General features: G+C 69.4%; 12 protein-coding genes and 1 pseudogene. 3 read left to right on the top strand and 10 right to left on the bottom strand.

Annotation, left to right across the window (positions count from 1 at the left end; genetic code table 11):
* Window positions 1–12: 12 nt before the first annotated feature.
* Window positions 13–3,702: a S8 family peptidase gene (locus OG595_RS08890; protein ID WP_329269737.1), complete on the top strand. Its 3,690-nt coding sequence runs from the start codon at window positions 13–15 to the stop codon at window positions 3,700–3,702.
* A gap of 58 nt (window positions 3,703–3,760) precedes the next feature.
* On the opposite strand, the gene acnA is transcribed toward OG595_RS08890, so the two are convergent.
* Window positions 3,761–6,478, bottom strand: coding sequence for an aconitate hydratase AcnA (gene acnA / locus OG595_RS08895; RefSeq protein ID WP_329269739.1), 2,718 nt, complete (start codon window positions 6,476–6,478; stop codon window positions 3,761–3,763).
* 209 nt (window positions 6,479–6,687) lie between these two features.
* On the opposite strand from acnA, the gene OG595_RS08900 reads away from it, so the two are divergent.
* Window positions 6,688–6,885: a DUF4236 domain-containing protein gene (locus tag OG595_RS08900; protein WP_329269741.1), complete on the top strand. Its 198-nt coding sequence runs from the start codon at window positions 6,688–6,690 to the stop codon at window positions 6,883–6,885.
* Between the two features lie 64 nt (window positions 6,886–6,949).
* On the top strand, window positions 6,950–8,479 hold the full coding sequence (locus OG595_RS08905) for a helix-turn-helix domain-containing protein (RefSeq protein ID WP_329269743.1): 1,530 nt from the start codon (window positions 6,950–6,952) through the stop codon (window positions 8,477–8,479).
* 208 nt (window positions 8,480–8,687) lie between these two features.
* Here the strand turns inward: OG595_RS08905 and OG595_RS45330 are convergent.
* The 9 genes and pseudogenes from OG595_RS45330 to OG595_RS08960 all read right to left on the bottom strand — a co-directional run.
* Window positions 8,688–8,879, bottom strand: a pseudogene (locus OG595_RS45330) (nitroreductase/quinone reductase family protein); the annotation flags it as partial.
* Window positions 8,880–8,969: 90 nt separating this feature from the next.
* The gene (locus OG595_RS08915) at window positions 8,970–9,986 is read right to left on the bottom strand and encodes an iron-containing redox enzyme family protein (RefSeq protein ID WP_329269745.1); all 1,017 of its coding nucleotides are present in this window, start codon (window positions 9,984–9,986) and stop codon (window positions 8,970–8,972) included.
* Window positions 9,983–10,195 carry a CDGSH iron-sulfur domain-containing protein gene (locus tag OG595_RS08920; protein WP_329269747.1) on the bottom strand — a complete coding sequence of 71 codons (213 nt, stop codon included), beginning with the start codon at window positions 10,193–10,195 and terminating at the stop codon, window positions 9,983–9,985. Before OG595_RS08920 ends, OG595_RS08915 begins: the two co-directional genes overlap by 4 nt.
* Window positions 10,176–10,853: a HemK2/MTQ2 family protein methyltransferase gene (locus OG595_RS08925; protein ID WP_329282742.1), complete on the bottom strand. Its 678-nt coding sequence runs from the start codon at window positions 10,851–10,853 to the stop codon at window positions 10,176–10,178. Before OG595_RS08925 ends, OG595_RS08920 begins: the two co-directional genes overlap by 20 nt.
* A 420-nt stretch (window positions 10,854–11,273) precedes the next feature.
* On the bottom strand, window positions 11,274–11,966 hold the full coding sequence (locus tag OG595_RS08930; RefSeq protein ID WP_329269749.1) for an HAD family hydrolase: 693 nt from the start codon (window positions 11,964–11,966) through the stop codon (window positions 11,274–11,276).
* 19 nt (window positions 11,967–11,985) lie between these two features.
* Window positions 11,986–12,954: an LLM class F420-dependent oxidoreductase gene (locus OG595_RS08935; RefSeq protein ID WP_329269750.1), complete on the bottom strand. Its 969-nt coding sequence runs from the start codon at window positions 12,952–12,954 to the stop codon at window positions 11,986–11,988.
* 52 nt (window positions 12,955–13,006) lie between these two features.
* Window positions 13,007–13,351, bottom strand: a complete 345-nt coding sequence (locus OG595_RS08940; RefSeq protein ID WP_329269752.1) for a hypothetical protein — start codon at window positions 13,349–13,351, stop codon at window positions 13,007–13,009.
* 372 nt (window positions 13,352–13,723) lie between these two features.
* Window positions 13,724–14,074 (bottom strand): PRC-barrel domain containing protein, encoded by a 351-nt coding sequence (locus OG595_RS08945; protein WP_329269754.1) that lies wholly within the window; start codon window positions 14,072–14,074, stop codon window positions 13,724–13,726.
* A 1,326-nt stretch (window positions 14,075–15,400) separates the two neighbouring features.
* The gene (locus OG595_RS08960; protein WP_329283640.1) at window positions 15,401–15,556 is read right to left on the bottom strand and encodes a hypothetical protein; all 156 of its coding nucleotides are present in this window, start codon (window positions 15,554–15,556) and stop codon (window positions 15,401–15,403) included.
* Window positions 15,557–15,572: the final 16 nt, after the last annotated feature.

The following is a 15,572-nucleotide window of genomic DNA, read 5'->3' on the forward strand; positions in this document are numbered from 1 at the left end:
GGAAGTCCACACATGCGAAGACTCCACGCCCTCTGGGCCGTGGCAGGAGCGGCCGGACTGCTCGCGGGGGCCATCGCCCCCGCGACGGCCGGCCCCCGGTCCCCGGTCCCCACGTCCCGCGCCACAAGCACACCGGACCTCACCCGATCGGGCGCCACGAGCACGCAGACCGTCACCCTCATCACCGGCGACACGGTTTCCGTCACCACGGGAGCGGACGGCAAGAACGCCGTCGACGTCCGGCGCGGCCAGGGCCGTGAGGCGGCCACCTTCCTGTCCAGCGAGAAGAACGGCGAGGTCAGCGTCCTGCCGGCGGACGCGATCCCGCTGGTCCGGGCGGGCCGCCTCGACCCGGCCCTGTTCAATGTCACCCAGCTGGTCAAGCAGGGCTACTCGGACGCGAAGACCGGCACCACCCCTGTCATCGCGACGTACAGCAAGGGCAGCGCGACCCCCGAGGGCGCGCGCCGGACGCTCGCGCTGCCCGGCATCGACGGTGCCGCGCTCAGCGCGAAGAAGTCCAGCGCCTTCTGGACGGACATCGCCCCTGCCCTGGGCACCGAGCCCACCGCGAAGGCCGCGAGGCAGCTCGGCGAGGGCATCGACAAGCTCTGGCTGGACGCCCAGGTGAAGGCGTCCCTCGATGTGAGCGTGCCGCAGATCGGCGCACCCGAGGTGTGGAGGTCGGGCTACGACGGCAAGGGCGTCAAGGTCGCCGTCCTGGACACCGGCGTGGACACCGGTCACCCGGATCTGGCCGGGAAGATCGCCGAGTCGACCAGCTTCGTGCCCGACCAGTCGGTGCAGGACGGCCACGGCCACGGCACCCATGTGGCGTCCACGATCGTCGGCTCCGGCGCGGCCTCGGACGGCAGGCTCAAGGGCGTCGCCCCGGGCGCGGAGCTATTGGTCGGCAAGGTGCTCGGCAACGACGGTCGCGGCCAGTCCTCGTGGATCATCGCGGGCATGGAGTGGGCGGCGCACTCCGGTGCGAAGATCGTCTCCATGTCGCTGGGCGGTACGGCGACCGGCGCGTCCGACGTGCTCAGTGAGACCGTCGACGAACTGTCCGCCTCCACCGGCACCCTCTTCGTGGTCGCGTCGGGCAACGCGGGCCCCTACGCGCAGTCGGTCGGCACCCCGGGCATCGCCGACTCGGCGCTGACGGTGGGCGCGGTCGACAAGTCCGACAAACTCGCGTCGTTCTCCAGCCGTGGCCCGCGCCTCGGCGACTTCGCGGTCAAGCCGGAGATCACCGCGCCGGGTGTCGGCATCGTGGCGGCCCGTGCGGCGGGCACCACCATGGGTACGCCGGTCGACGCCAACTACACGGCGGCGAACGGTACGTCGATGGCGACCCCGCATGTCGCGGGTGCCGCGGCGCTGGTCGCGCAGGCCCACCCCGACTGGACGGGCGAGCAGATCAAGCAGTCCCTGGCCAGTACGGCGAAGACGAACAAGGTCAACTCCGTGTTCGAGCAGGGAGACGGCCGGGTCGACGCCGTACGGGCGGTCGGGCAGGGCGTGTTCGCGACCTCGGCGCTGAGCTTCGGCCTGTTCGAGGACGGTGACACCGGAACCGTCGGCAAGGACATCACGTACACCAACACCACCGACAAGGCGGTGGAGTTGACGGTCTCGTCCACCCTCGCCGCGGCCGCCCCGGGCGCCGGAACCGTCACTGTTCCCGCCAAGGGCACCGCGACGGTCCCGGTCACGGTCGACCCGGCGGCGCAGGCCCAGGGCCGGTACACGGGCCACGTCACGGCGACCGCCGACGGCGTCGAGGTCACCACGGCCGTCGGCTTCGAGAAGGCACCGAAGACCCACGACCTCAAGGTCTCCCTCCTCGGCCGCGACGGCAAGGCGCCCACCGGGGGCTCGATCTACACGCTCATGGAGCTGAGCGGCGCCGTCCCCGACGAGTACGGTTTCCTCGGCACCGGCTGGACCTGGCAGGTCCCGGCCGGCACCTACGCCATCTCGACCTGGATCCCCGACCGTGACGCGGGCGGGACGGTCGTCGGCACCTCGGTCGTCACCAGCCCCGAGATCAAGGTGGGCGGGGACACGGAGGTCGTGCTCGACGCCCGCAAGGCGGTGGAGATCAAGCCGAGGACCAAGCAGAACTCCGAGTTCAAGGGCTTCAGCACCAATGTGCACCGCGAGGGGCCGGGCAACGCCTGGGGGCTCACCTACAGCCAGGGCTTCTGGACCGACCACGTCTATGTGACGCCGACCCCGCAGGTCACCATCGGAAGCCTGGAGTTCTCCGCCAAGTTCCGGCTGTACGAGAAGGAGTTGACGGCGAGCGTCACCGGCCCGGAGAAGACCGAGCTGTCCTCGCTCTACTACTCCCAGACGTACGAGGACTTCCCGTTGAAGATCAGCGGTGACCACAAGGTCCGGGCGGTGGACGCGGGCGGCGGTACCGAGGCCGACTTCGCGGGGCTCGACGTCAAGGGCAAGGTGGCGGTGGTCCGGGTCGGCGCCACGGACCGCGCGCAGAGCGCTCTGGACAACGCGACCAAGGCCGGTGCGGGTTACCTCATCGTGTACCGCGACAAGCCCGGTTTCTGGATCGAGGCCGTGGACCGCGCGACCACGGTCCCGCTGATGATCGCCACCGGCGAGGAGGGCGCCGAGCTCACCGGACTGCTGAAGACCGGCAAGAAGGTCACGCTGAAGCTGAGCGGCACACCGGTCAGTCCGTACGTCTACAACGTGCTCGTCGCGCAGAGCGGTTCCATCTCCGCGGATCAGACGTACAGCCTGGACAAGTCCAACACGGTGAAGCGGCACGCCCGTTACTACGGGGCGACGGCCGGCGAGATGGGCGCGGACGCCCTGTACACGTTCCGCCCCTGGCAGCTCTTCGGTATCGAGAGCAGCGTGTACACACAGCTGGGCACGGAGCGCGACGAGTACTACTACGTCGACCCCGACACCCGTACCTGGCACGTCGTCTACCCCAACTGGAACACGTTCAGGGGCCAGTGGAGCCCGCTGCGGACCTTCGACAAGGCGGGCACGGAGAAGACCACGGAGAACTGGCTGCGCCAGGTCATCCGCCCCGGGACCAGTGAGGAGTACGGCCTCTCCGAGCGCACCGGCGACAAACTCACCATGTCGGTGGCGGAGTTGACCGACTCCACGCCGGGCCACTACGGGTACATCGACGGCACCGACAGCACCGCCAAGGGCAAGCTCTACGCGGACGGGCAGTTGGTCGGCAACTCGGTGCTCGGCGGCTACGGCGTCTTCGACGTGCCGGCGGCCAAGGCCTCGTACCGCTTCGAGCTGGATGTGCAGCGGCGGGCGGAGTGGGCCAGGTACTCCACGAGCACGCACACCGAGTGGACGTTCGCCTCGGCGCACACCGACGCCGGGACGGCGCTGCCGGTGCTCACTGTCGGTATCGCCCCGAAGGGTCTCGACCTTCTCAACCGGGCCGAGCACAAGGGGGAGTTGGAGGTCGCGCTGCCCGTCGCCAACCAGTTGGGAAGCGTGAGGGCGAGCAGCCTCAAGGCCTGGGTCTCCTACGACGACGGCACCTCCTGGAAGGAGGTGAAGGTCAGCGGCGGCACGGCGCGGTTCAAGGCCGTGAAGGGCGCCGGGTCGGTGTCGCTGCGGGTACGGGCCGCCGACAAGGACGGCAACCGGATCGACCAGACGGTGCTGCGGGCGTTCGGCCTGAAGTGAGACGTCTGCGACGGTCGGGCCGCGCTCCCCACGGGAGCGCGGCCCTTCGCCGTTCGGCCTAGTTGCGGATCAGGTTGCGCAGCACGTACTGCATGATGCCGCCGTTGCGGTAGTAGTCGGCCTCACCGGGGGTGTCGATGCGGACGACCGCGTCGAAGTCGACGCCCGTGTCGGTGGTCACCTTGACCGTGCGCGGGGTGGTGCCGTTGTTCAGTTCCTCGACGCCGGTGAAGGAGAAGGTCTCCTCGCCGGTGAGGCCGAGGGACTCGGCGGTGACGCCCTCCGGGTACTGGAGCGGCAGCACGCCCATGCCGATGAGGTTCGAGCGGTGGATGCGCTCGTACGACTCGGCGATGACGGCCTTGACGCCCAGGAGCGCGGTGCCCTTGGCGGCCCAGTCGCGGGACGAGCCGGAGCCGTACTCCTTGCCGGACAGGATGACCAGCGGGATGCCCTGCTCGATGTAGTTGCGCGAGGCGTCGTAGATGAACGCCACGGGCGCGTCGGGCTGGGTGAAGTCGCGGGTGTAGCCGCCCTCGGTGCCCGGCGCGATCTGGTTGCGCAGGCGGATGTTGGCGAACGTGCCGCGGATCATCACCTCGTGGTTGCCACGGCGGGAGCCGTACGAGTTGAAGTCACGGCGCTCGACACCGTGCTCCGTGAGGTACTTGCCGCCGGGGGTGTCGGCCTTGATCGCGCCGGCCGGGGAGATGTGGTCGGTGGTGACCGAGTCGCCCAGCTTGGCGAGGACGCGGGCGCCGGCGATGTCCGAGACCGGGGTGGTCTCCATCGTCATGCCCTCGAAGTAGGGGGGCTTGCGCACGTAGGTGGACTGCGGGTCCCACTCGAAGGTGTTGCCCTCGGGGATCGACAGGGCCTGCCACTGGGCGTCGCCCGCGAAGACGTCGGAGTAGGACTTGGAGAACATGTCCTCGCCGATGGCGTTCGCCACGACGTCGTTGACCTCGGCCTCGGAGGGCCAGATGTCGGCCAGGAAGACCGGCTTGCCCTCCTGGTCCACACCCAGCGCGTCGCGCGTGATGTCCACCTTCATGGAACCCGCGAGGGCGTACGCGACGACCAGCGGCGGGGACGCCAGGTAGTTCATCTTGACGTCGGGGTTGATCCGGCCCTCGAAGTTGCGGTTGCCGGAGAGCACCGAAGTGACGGCCAGGTCGTGGTCGTTGACGGCCTTGGAGACCTCGTCCGGCAGCGGGCCGGAGTTGCCGATGCAGGTGGTGCAGCCGTAGCCGACGAGGTTGAAGCCGACCTTGTCGAGGTAGGGGGTGAGCCCCGCCTTGTCGAAGTAGTCGGTGACGACCTTGGAGCCCGGGGCGAGGGTGGTCTTGACCCACGGCTTGCGGGTCAGTCCCTTCTCCACGGCCTTCTTCGCGACGAGCGCGGCGGCGACCATGACGTACGGGTTCGAGGTGTTGGTGCAGGAGGTGATGGCCGCGACCGTCACCGCGCCGTGGTCGATCTCGTACGTCGAGCCGTCGGGGGCGGTCACGGTGACCGGGCTCGACGGGACGCCGTTCGGGGCGACGGCCGGGGAGTCGGAGGCCGGGAAGGACTCCTGGCCGGCCTCGTCGACGGAGTCGACGTAGTTGCGGACGTCGACCTTGAACTGCTCGGCGGCGTTCGCGAGGACGATGCGGTCCTGCGGGCGCTTCGGGCCGGCGATGGAGGGGACGACCGTCGAGAGGTCGAGCTCCAGCTTCTCGGAGAAGTCGGGCTCGGCGGCCGGGTCCAGCCAGAGGCCCTGCTCCTTGGCGTACGCCTCGACGAGCGCGAGCTGCTGCTCGGAGCGGCCGGTGAGCTTGAGGTACTTGATGGTCTCGCCGTCGATCGGGAAGACCGCGGCGGTGGAACCGAACTCCGGCGACATGTTGCCGATGGTGGCGCGGTTCGCGAGGGAGGTGGCGGCCACGCCCTCGCCGTAGAACTCGACGAACTTGCCGACGACACCGTGCTTGCGGAGCATCTCCGTGATGGTCAGCACGAGGTCGGTGGCGGTGGTGCCGGGCGTCAGCTCACCGGTGAGCTTGAAGCCGACGACGCGCGGGATGAGCATCGAGACGGGCTGGCCCAGCATCGCGGCCTCGGCCTCGATACCGCCGACGCCCCAGCCCAGCACACCGAGGCCGTTGACCATGGTGGTGTGGGAGTCGGTGCCGACCAGGGTGTCGGGGTACGCCTGGCCGCCCCGGACCATGACCGTACGGGCGAGGTGCTCGATGTTGACCTGGTGGACGATGCCGGTGCCGGGCGGGACGACCTTGAAGTCGTCGAACGCCGTCTGGCCCCAGCGAAGGAACTGGTAGCGCTCCTTGTTGCGGCCGTACTCCAGCTCGACGTTCTGCGCGAAGGCCTCGTTGGTGCCGAACTTGTCGGCGATGACGGAGTGGTCGATGACCATCTCGGCCGGGGAGAGCGGGTTGACCTTCGCCGGGTCGCCGCCGAGGGCCTTGACGGCCTCACGCATGGTGGCGAGGTCCACGACACAGGGCACGCCGGTGAAGTCCTGCATGATCACGCGGGCCGGCGTGAACTGGATCTCCTGGCTGGGCTGCGCCTGCGAGTCCCAGCCGCCGATGGCCCGGATGTGGTCGGCGGTGATGTTCGCGCCGTCCTCGGTGCGGAGCAGGTTCTCCAGCAGCACCTTCAGGCTGTACGGAAGGCGAGCCGAGCCTTCCACCTTGTCCAGCCGGAAGATCTCGTACGACTCGTCGCCCACGCTGAGCGTGCTACGGGCGTCGAAGCTGTTCGCCGACACGACAGTCTCCTTCATTGATGTGCGCGTTCCACCGCATCCTGCCGCCACGACGACTTGGCCGATCCGCTAAGGTAAGGCTAAGTTAGGTAAGCCTAAGTGGCAGAAATATCTCGATGTCGAGATAACTCTAGTGCATGGGTGGCGAATGGTCATGCCCGGCCGTCGTGTGATGTACCCATCACCGCGCCGATCCGGGGTAACCGGGCCCTATGACTCTCACGTTCCGCAAGAGCTTCCGGATCCTTCCCTGGCTCCGACTGAACATCAACAGGCGATCCATGTCGTTCACCACAGGCAGCAAGCACGGGCCGCGGCACACGCGCAGCACCACGGGACGCCGTACGACATCGATGAACCTGCCCGGACCTTTCGGGTGGCGGAAGACCCGCACGAAGAAGGACGACTGACCGGCCGTCACTCGAACGGATCCCACAAGGGGCGTCATCTCATATCTGAGATAACCTCAACCCCATGGCAGACGACTACCTCGTACGTATCGGCAAGCTCATCCGTGACGCCAGACAGCACCGGGGCTGGACACAGACGCAGCTCGCCGAGGCTCTCGGCACCAGTCAGAGCGCGGTCAACCGCATCGAGCGCGGCAATCAAAACATCAGCCTTGAGATGATCGCTCGAATCGGTGAAGCACTCGACAGCGAGATCGTCTCCCTGGGCTACGCGGGTCCGATGCACCTGCGCGTGGTCGGCGGTCGTCGGCTGTCCGGTTCCATCGACGTCAAGACCAGCAAGAACGCGTGTGTCGCGCTGCTGTGCGCCTCGCTCCTCAACAAGGGGCGCACAGTGCTGCGCCGCGTCGCCCGCATCGAAGAGGTGTACCGCCTGCTGGAGGTGCTCAACTCGATCGGCGTACGGGCGCGGTGGATCAACGACGGCGTCGACCTGGAGATCGTGCCGCCGGCCGAGCTGGACATGGCGGCCATCGACGCCGAGGCCGCCCGCCGGACCCGCTCGATCATCATGTTCCTCGGCCCGCTGCTGCACCGCCTGGACAGCTTCAGGCTGCCGTACGCGGGTGGCTGCGACCTCGGCACCCGGACCATCGAGCCGCACATGATCGCGCTGCGCCGGTTCGGGCTGGACATCGCGGCGACGGAGGGGCTCTACCACGCCCGCGTCGACCGTTCCGTCTCCCCCGGCCGCCCGATCGTGCTGACCGAGCGCGGGGACACCGTCACCGAGAACGCGCTGCTCGCCGCCGCCCGGCACGACGGCGTGACCGTCATCCGCAACGCGTCCTCCAACTACATGGTCCAGGACCTGTGCTTCTTCCTGGAGGCCCTCGGCGTCCGGGTCGAGGGCGTCGGCACGACGACGCTCACCGTGCACGGCGTACCGACCATCGACGTCGACGTGGACTACTCGCCCTCCGAGGACCCGGTCGAGGCCATGAGCCTGCTGACGGCGGCGGTCGTCACGGAGTCCGAACTGACCGTGCGCCGGGTGCCGATCGAGTTCCTGGAGATCGAGCTGGCGGTCCTGGAGGAGATGGGGCTCGACCACGACCGTACGCCCGAGTACTTCGCGGACAACGGCCGTACGCGGCTGGTCGACCTGACGGTCCGGCCCTCCAAGCTGGAGGCGCCGATCGACAAGATCCACCCGATGCCGTTCCCCGGCCTGAACATCGACAACGTGCCCTTCTTCGCGGCCATCGCGGCCTCGGCGCAGGGCCAGACCCTCATCCACGACTGGGTCTACGACAACCGCGCGATCTATCTGACCGACCTGAACCGCCTCGGCGGACGCCTCCAGCTCCTCGACCCGCACCGGGTGCTGGTCGAGGGCCCGACCCGCTGGCGGGCCGCCGAGATGATGTGCCCGCCCGCGCTGCGGCCCGCCGTGGTCGTCCTGCTCGCCATGATGGCGGCCGACGGCACGTCCGTACTGCGCAACGTCTACGTCATCAACCGCGGGTACGAGGACCTGGCGGAGCGGCTCAACTCGGTGGGGGCACAGATCGAGATCTTCCGGGACATCTGACGCAGGGGCGCGCGCCAGTTGCCGAGGAGGGTCTCCAGGGCCGCCTCGTTCGCGCGTAGTCGGCGTGGTCGGGGAACGCCTCGACGGCTCGGGCCCGCCACAGGGCCTCTCGTCCCCGGTCACCTCGCGTGCCGCCGTGTCCTGGCGCAGCGGGCCGTCCTGGAGCTCGACGCGGGGGTCGGCCACCGCGTTGTGGTACCAGACGGGGTGGGTGGGGGGCTCCTGTCATGGAGGCGACCACGGCGCAGGAGCCGCCGTGGTCCACCCGCATGACCGGGGTCTTGCGGCTCCTGCCGCTCCTCGCGCCCAGGGTGGCCAGGATGACGACGGGCAGGTCCCGGAGCCTCTCGTCCTCTTCCCGTGCGACGAGGACACCCGGCGTCGTCCCCCGCGTCGACAGCGGGCCCCTGCCAGAACCGCGGGTCGAGCACCCGGGTCATCGCTCACTGACCCGCCGGACGCACCTCTGCTCCGTGACCGCGGCGGTGGGTCACAGCGGTGTACGCAGTGAGGTGCGGCCGTCGCGCCAGGCGGTGAGGAGGTGGGTGCCCAGCCGGTTCTCGGTCCATTCGGTGGCGTCGACGCCGAAGGCGATGTCCTCGTCGAGAAAGGGCTCGGTTTCGAGGAGACCGCCGACGACGTCCCGGCGGACGATCTGTTCGTGGACCGCGTCGGCCTCGACGTGCTCGGCGTAGAAGCGGACGGCGGCAGGGCCCGCGCCGACGCGTCGCAGTCCGCGAGCGAGGCGTCGCGAGCCGGGCGACGAGGTCGTCTCCACGGCTGCGAAGTGGCCCACCAGCGCTCCGCGCAGCGCCCGGTGGAGTCCGAACAGGGACATCAGGTTGACGCTCGTCAGCATCTCCGCGCCGGCCGTGTCGACGTACCGTCCGTACGCGGTGTCCAGGCCCAGGTCCGCCATCAGGTCGGCGAACAGCCGGGCGTGGATGCGCTCGGGCCGTCCGGCGCCGAACTCGTCGTACTCCACGGCGACCATCGCGGCCTTCGCGCGTCCCGTCAGCCGCGGGATGACCCAGGCATGCGGATCTGCTTCCTTGAGGTGGTAGAGGGAGCGCTGGGCCGCGTACTCGCGGAACTGCCACAACTCTCCTTGTTCCATGAGGAAGTGGGAGGGTCCGTCGGCGTCGACGGGTTCCACGAGAAGGTCCGCGAGGGCCTCGTCGGCCGTTCTCGGCGGGCCGACGTCGGCGCGGAGCGCGGACAGGAAGCGGTGCTCCATCTCCGCCCTCAGCCGCAGCAGCCCGGGGTCCCACTCCCACGCGGGGTCGACGCCGGCGAAGCCGCGGTAGTGCAGTTCGTAGCAGAGGTGGAGCGCCAGTTGCAGATCGTCCCCGTAGGGGTCCGCGTGCGCCGCCGTCACCCGTTGCGACAGCGGCGTCCCGGCGGGCCTGGTCAGGGTCTGGCGGACCGTACGGGAGAGTTCGCCCCTGCTTCGTGGCAGCAGGGGGCCGGTGGTGTGGTCACGGGCGGCCGGTGCGGTGGTGGTCATACGGTCCGCCTCTTGACTCGGGCCCGGTGGCTGGTGTCGCACCAGGGGTAGGAGCGGCTGCGCCGGCACACGCAGAGCGCGACGACGAACCGGTCCGAACGCACGGTGCGCCCGTCGTCGAGCACGACCTCGACCGGCCCTTCGACGAGGATCGGCCCGTCGCTCGTCAGCGTGACGCGGTGCGACTGTTCAGCGGGTTCGTTCGGCACGGATGATCACCAGCTCTTCCTTCTCCTCGTCGGCGTCCACGAGACCCCGCTCCCGCAGCCACGCCCCACGCGAGCGGAGCACGGGCCCGAACGGCACGAGACACCGGTCGGTCACCCGGGCGTCGAGCCCCGACCGCTCCAGCATGGCCAGCGTCGGTGCGATACCGCACAGGGTGGAGTGCACGAGCAGCAGCACCCCGCCGGGACGCAGCGACGTGTGCGCCCTGCGGCATATCCGGTCCAGCAGGAGGCGTCCGTCGGCGCCCGCGTCCCACGCGACCGCGGCACGGTGGCGGCTCGGGACGGCCCCGGGCGTCGGGACGTAGGGCGGATTGCTCACGACGAGGTCGAACCGGCGGCCGACGACGGGCACGAACAGGTCGCCGTGGAGGACTTCGACGGGCAGCCGGGCGAGCCGGGCGTTGAGCCGGGTCGTGAGGACCGCCCGGCGGGTCCTGTCGACGGCGGTGACGTGGGCGCCCCGCCGGGCCGCGGCCAGGGCGAGGGCCCCGGTACCGGTTCCCAGGTCCAGGACGGCGGCTCCCCCGGGCACGTACTCCCGGTCCAGGGCCTGGGTCAGCAGTTCGGTGTCGCGCTGTGGGGCGTACACCCGCCACGGGGCCAGCACCAAGCCGCCCTCGCTGTCGTTCCGCGCCATCATTCCGAGCACCACGTACACCTCGCAGCCGTGCCCCGAGCGTGTCACCGGACGCACCCGACGGGTGGCTCAATGCGAGGGGCACCTCACGGGCGAACCCCACAGGGCACACCCGACCAATGCGTCACTTCTCCGAGTGCCCGGCGAAACGGCCTTCACACCGCACAACGGACACATCCCCGGTCGACGCGGCACCTCGCACCGGCGACCCGCTGCTCCCCGACCGGGCCGCGGACCAGCGTCTGCCCCGGCAGTACGCCGTTCACCGCGACGGGAACGGCCGGCTCCACGCGGTCTCGGCCCGCTGCGCCCACCTCGGCTCCGCGCCTCCCTGAAGCAGCCCCACATGACCCACATGACCCGCGTGACCAGCCCATCCGTACTCACCATCAGCCGGCCTCGTGCCTCCCCGGACTCCGGTCACTCCTCGTCGGCGAAGACGCTGGAGTCGAGGCTTTCGAGGAGGTCTGCGGGGTCCCGGTACACGGCCCGGGCGCCTGCGGCCTCCAGGTCCGCGCGGGGGATTCCGCCGGACAGCACCGCGACGGGCGTCACCCCGTCCCGCCGGGCCGCCTCCATGTCCCAGACGGTGTCGCCGACGAACACGGCCCGTTCACTGGGCGCACCGGCGAGCTCCCTGGCCTGCCGGACAGGATCGGGGGCGGGTTTGCCGACGGCGACGTCGTCCGCGCCGGCCGCCCCGAGGATGACGTCGTCCGCCCCGATGCCCCTCCGTAGCGCGGAGAGTTCGGCGCCGCTCGCCGAGGTCGCCAGGACGATTCCCCAGCCCCGTCCGGCCAGCGTGCGCAGCAGGTCGCCCGCCGCGCCGAGCGTCGGCAGCCGCTCGAAGTACGTGGCGTAGAGGGCGTGGTGAGCCGCGACGAGCTGCTCGTCCTCATCGGGATCGCGGGCGCCGGCATCGCGGCCGGCGGGATCGCCGAGCAGATGGTCCAGCAGGTCGCTGCCGCCGAGGCCCACGGCACGGTGGATCTCCCGCATGGGGACCTGGTGGCCCGCCTGCCGGAGCGCCTCCCACCAGGTGACGACATGCAGGTGATTGGTGTCGACGAGCGTTCCGTCGACGTCGAAGATCGCGGCGCGTTTCGTGGTCATGCCGGGTGTCCTCGTCCTCTCACAGCTCGTAGCGCAGGGCGGGCAGCAGCTTCCGCTCGGCCCACTCCAGGTACGGCTCCTGGTGCTCGCCGCCGATCTGGACGAGCGCGACCTCGGTGAACCCCGCGTCGGCGTAAGGGCGTACGGCCTCGACGACCGCGTCCACGTCGTCGCCGCACGGAATGGACTCGGCCACGTCCTCGGGCCGTACGAACTGTGTGGCGCCCGCGAACGCGGCGGGCCCGGGAAGTTCGGAGTTGACCGGCCAGCCGCCGCCGAACCAGCGGAACTGGTCGTGGGCGCGCATGATCGCCGCGTCGCGGTCGGTGTCGTAACAGATCGGCAGTTGGCCGACCTTGGGCTTGCCCGTGCCGCCGTGCCGGTCGAACGCGGAGATCAGTTCCGGCCGGGGTTCGGTGGCGATCAGCAAGTCGGCCAGGTGACCGGCGAGTTGGCACGAGCGGTCGCCCGAGACGGCGACACCGATCGGCGGGGGCGCGTCGGGCAGATCCCACAACCTGGCGTTCTCCACGTCGAAGTGGGCGCCGTGGTGGTTGACGTTCTCCCCCGCGAACAGCGAGCGGATGATCTCCACGGCCTCCTCCAGCCTCTCCAGGCGGACGTGCGCTGCGGGCCAACCCCCGCCCACCACATGCTCGTTGAGGTTCTCCCCGGAGCCGAGTCCCAGCCGGAACCGGCCCTGGGAGAGGAGCTGCACGGTGGCGGCCTTCTGGGCGACGACCGCCGGGTGGTAGCGGGTCGTGGGGCACGTCACGTACGTCATCAGGGGAATGCGTTCGGTGGCCTGCGCGGCGGCACCGAGCACGCTCCACGCGTAGGAGGCGTGGCCCTGGGACTCCAGCCAGGGGAAGTAGTGGTCGGACGTGACCGAGAAGTCGAAGCCGGCGCGTTCGGCGCCGACCACATGGCCGACGAGCTCTCGCGGACCCGCCTGTTCGGTCATCATCGTGTACCCGATCTGCACCATGCCGCTCATCTCCTCGTGGGTCGGGATCGTGAGAGGACGTTCTTCCGTCCCGTCACCGCTTCGTCGTGAGCCGCAGGTCGGCCTCCTTCTCCTGGTCTCCCGACGCCGTGCCCCGCTCCTCCACGGCGAACGCGACCCCCAGGGCTTCGCGGAGCTGGTCCACGGCGGTGTAGTCGCCCTGGAGCGTGGCGGAGACCGAGCCCTCCAGGGGGATCGGATCGGTCGGGATCCATTCCTGCGTCGGCTCGAACTCCGCGCTCCACACGATGGAGTCGCCGCCCGGTTGCTCCCTGGGCACGTCGTCGACAGGCCTGTCTGCGGGGAACGCCGTCCGCAGAACGCCGAACACGGTGGCAGCGTCCTCCTTGGACGCTCCGGTGAGGGACACGGTGGCCATCAGGCTCACTCTCCTTCTGCACGCGATGGAACATGGATGATCGGACGCACCCGTTCACGGGGCCGGCCTCGTCCGTGTCGGGAGTCTTCGGGTCGAGGATCTTCGAGTCGGGGATCTTCGAGTCGGGGATCCCCGCATCCGGATCACGACCCGGCTGGTGCTGCTCGTCGGTGGACTTCTCGCTTCCTCGCGCAGGGCGGGTGCCAGGCGCAGGTACCCCGACGGCCGACGATGATGCGGACCTCCACGCCCCGGACGGAGAGGGTCCCGGACCGTGCGGGCGTCCAGGCCACCGGTGGGGCCGCCGGGCACGGCGAAGGGCGGGCACCGGCAGTACGCCGGTGCCCGCCCCCGTGTGCCGCGGAGTGACGGTCAGGCTCGGTGGTCCCCGTAGTAGCCGCCGAGCTGCTCGTGGTAGCCGGGGTCACCGACGTGCTTGTCCTTGTCGAACTCGGGGGAGTTCTTGATCTCGTCCTTGGTGCGGCCGACATGGATCGTCCGCTCCGCGACGTCGATGGACGAGATGACACCGGCAGGGAGCAGAACCTGCTTGCCGAAGATCCACACTCCGGTGTCGACGACGATGTACGCGGCCCCGACATCCTCGGAGTGCTTGTCGACCTTGCCGATCGAGCCGTCGCTCGCCTCGACCTTGAATCCGACCAGGTCCGTCCCCGTCCGGTGACCCGACTCGGCCGGGTAGCCCCACATGTTGTCCGTCATACAAAAACCTCCCCTTGCAGTACGTGAATACCGAGGAAGCCCGTCCGATATTCCAGTGGGCGTCCCTCAGTAGGTCGGGTGCCCAGCGTTTCTCGTCCCACACAATTTGTTTTCGGTCCGCGCGTCCGTCGACACGGCAGAGAACGCGACGGACGGTACGGGTGACCGGGCTCACCAGCGGTACCGACGGCCCTTCGCTCCACCGGTTCCGGCACTCCGGAAGACGAATCCCAGAAGTCGCGGAACGGCTGCGCCGACGGCGATCCACCACAGAACGTGAAGGGCGAATACGGCTCCGCACATATCAGGGCGTGGAGAAGTACAAGAATCAACACAGTCATGTCGATTCCCCTGTCGATTCCTCTTTTCAAAGGGCCGTCGTGCCGGCCGTCCGCGGTGTCCAGGAACGCCCGGTCGACGCGGCCGGTCCGCATGAGACGGGCGAAGCGGGTTACCCGTGGGTCGTGCCGAGAACCGGAGCCGCCGCTGCCATCCGACGCTCGGGCGCGCCTGCTTCCGGCTGGAGCGTATCCGTCCCGAACTGCGACACCACTGCTCCGAGCGGGACTTCGACCGGTATCTCTTCGACCGGGACCTCCGCAGCATCGTCTGCGAGGGGCCAGGGACACCACAGCGGCGGAGCCGTTCGGCACCGGGCGCGACGTGTCCCATCCGATGCGGACCGAATCACGACCATGCCCGCCCTGGAATCCGGGGAAGGGATTCCAGGGCGGGCTGTGGTCATGGCCGATCGTGCCGCACGAGGGGCACGGTTCAGCGGCGGCGCAGCATCAGGACGATAGCGACGATGACAATGATGACGACGACGGTACCCAGGCCTATATACACGAGCTTCTCTTTCCTTCAGGGAGCAGCATCCATCGGTGCTGCGAAGAACCGAGTGCCCCCGTCAAAGTCTTTCAGCCCGCTCCCGTTGTTCTGTTGCCGCGCTGTGACATGCACCCGCGACCGCTGCCCGCCGTCGAAGTCCTCGGTTGCACATTTCTCCGCCGTTTTCCCACAGGTTCGACCCGCCGACGGGCAGTCCGTAAATGGGGCGGTCTGCGGTCTCCCCTTCGCCCGATGGACGACCGGGGCCATAAACGCGCCGAAACAGCAATCACGGTGTCGACGCAGGTGCCACCCATCGGGAACACCAAGCGCTGGTACGACCCTCGACGAGGCCGCCGTCTGGTTCGTCGGTCGTGTGGAGGACCGGATCGACGGCGGCGAACACGTCGGATTCCTGCTCGCTCCGGAGGCGGCGGAGATCCTCACGGGCAGCCGCACCCCCGTGCTGACGCTCGACGACACCCGTCGCACCGGTCAGGAATCGTCTCCGGGCGGGAGATCGGGCTCGTCGTCGTCCTCGGCCTTGTCCCGGACGTCTCGCGGTGTGGGTGTGACGACGTTCCGCTGCTCCGCGGACCGTTCGCGCGTCTCCTCGTCGACCGGAGGTGTCTCGTCGTCGGAGGTCTTCATGGGGTTCCCCTCACTC

Origin of the sequence: Streptomyces sp. NBC_01451, from assembly GCF_036227485.1 — a bacterium.
Classification (GTDB): Bacteria; Actinomycetota; Actinomycetes; order Streptomycetales; family Streptomycetaceae; genus Streptomyces.

Coding starts and splice junctions, on each gene's coding strand:
- OG595_RS08945 (WP_329269754.1), bottom strand. CDS start 14,074: ATGACGGACAACATGTGGGGCTACCCGGCCGAGTCGGGTCACCGGACG.
- OG595_RS08940 (WP_329269752.1), bottom strand. CDS start 13,351: ATGGCCACCGTGTCCCTCACCGGAGCGTCCAAGGAGGACGCTGCCACC.
- OG595_RS08935 (WP_329269750.1), bottom strand. CDS start 12,954: ATGGTGCAGATCGGGTACACGATGATGACCGAACAGGCGGGTCCGCGA.
- OG595_RS08890 (WP_329269737.1), top strand. CDS start 13: ATGCGAAGACTCCACGCCCTCTGGGCCGTGGCAGGAGCGGCCGGACTG.
- OG595_RS08900 (WP_329269741.1), top strand. CDS start 6,688: ATGACTCTCACGTTCCGCAAGAGCTTCCGGATCCTTCCCTGGCTCCGA.
- OG595_RS08960 (WP_329283640.1), bottom strand. CDS start 15,556: ATGAAGACCTCCGACGACGAGACACCTCCGGTCGACGAGGAGACGCGC.
- OG595_RS08925 (WP_329282742.1), bottom strand. CDS start 10,853: ATGGCGCGGAACGACAGCGAGGGCGGCTTGGTGCTGGCCCCGTGGCGG.
- OG595_RS08915 (WP_329269745.1), bottom strand. CDS start 9,986: ATGACCACCACCGCACCGGCCGCCCGTGACCACACCACCGGCCCCCTG.
- OG595_RS08905 (WP_329269743.1), top strand. CDS start 6,950: ATGGCAGACGACTACCTCGTACGTATCGGCAAGCTCATCCGTGACGCC.
- OG595_RS08930 (WP_329269749.1), bottom strand. CDS start 11,966: ATGACCACGAAACGCGCCGCGATCTTCGACGTCGACGGAACGCTCGTC.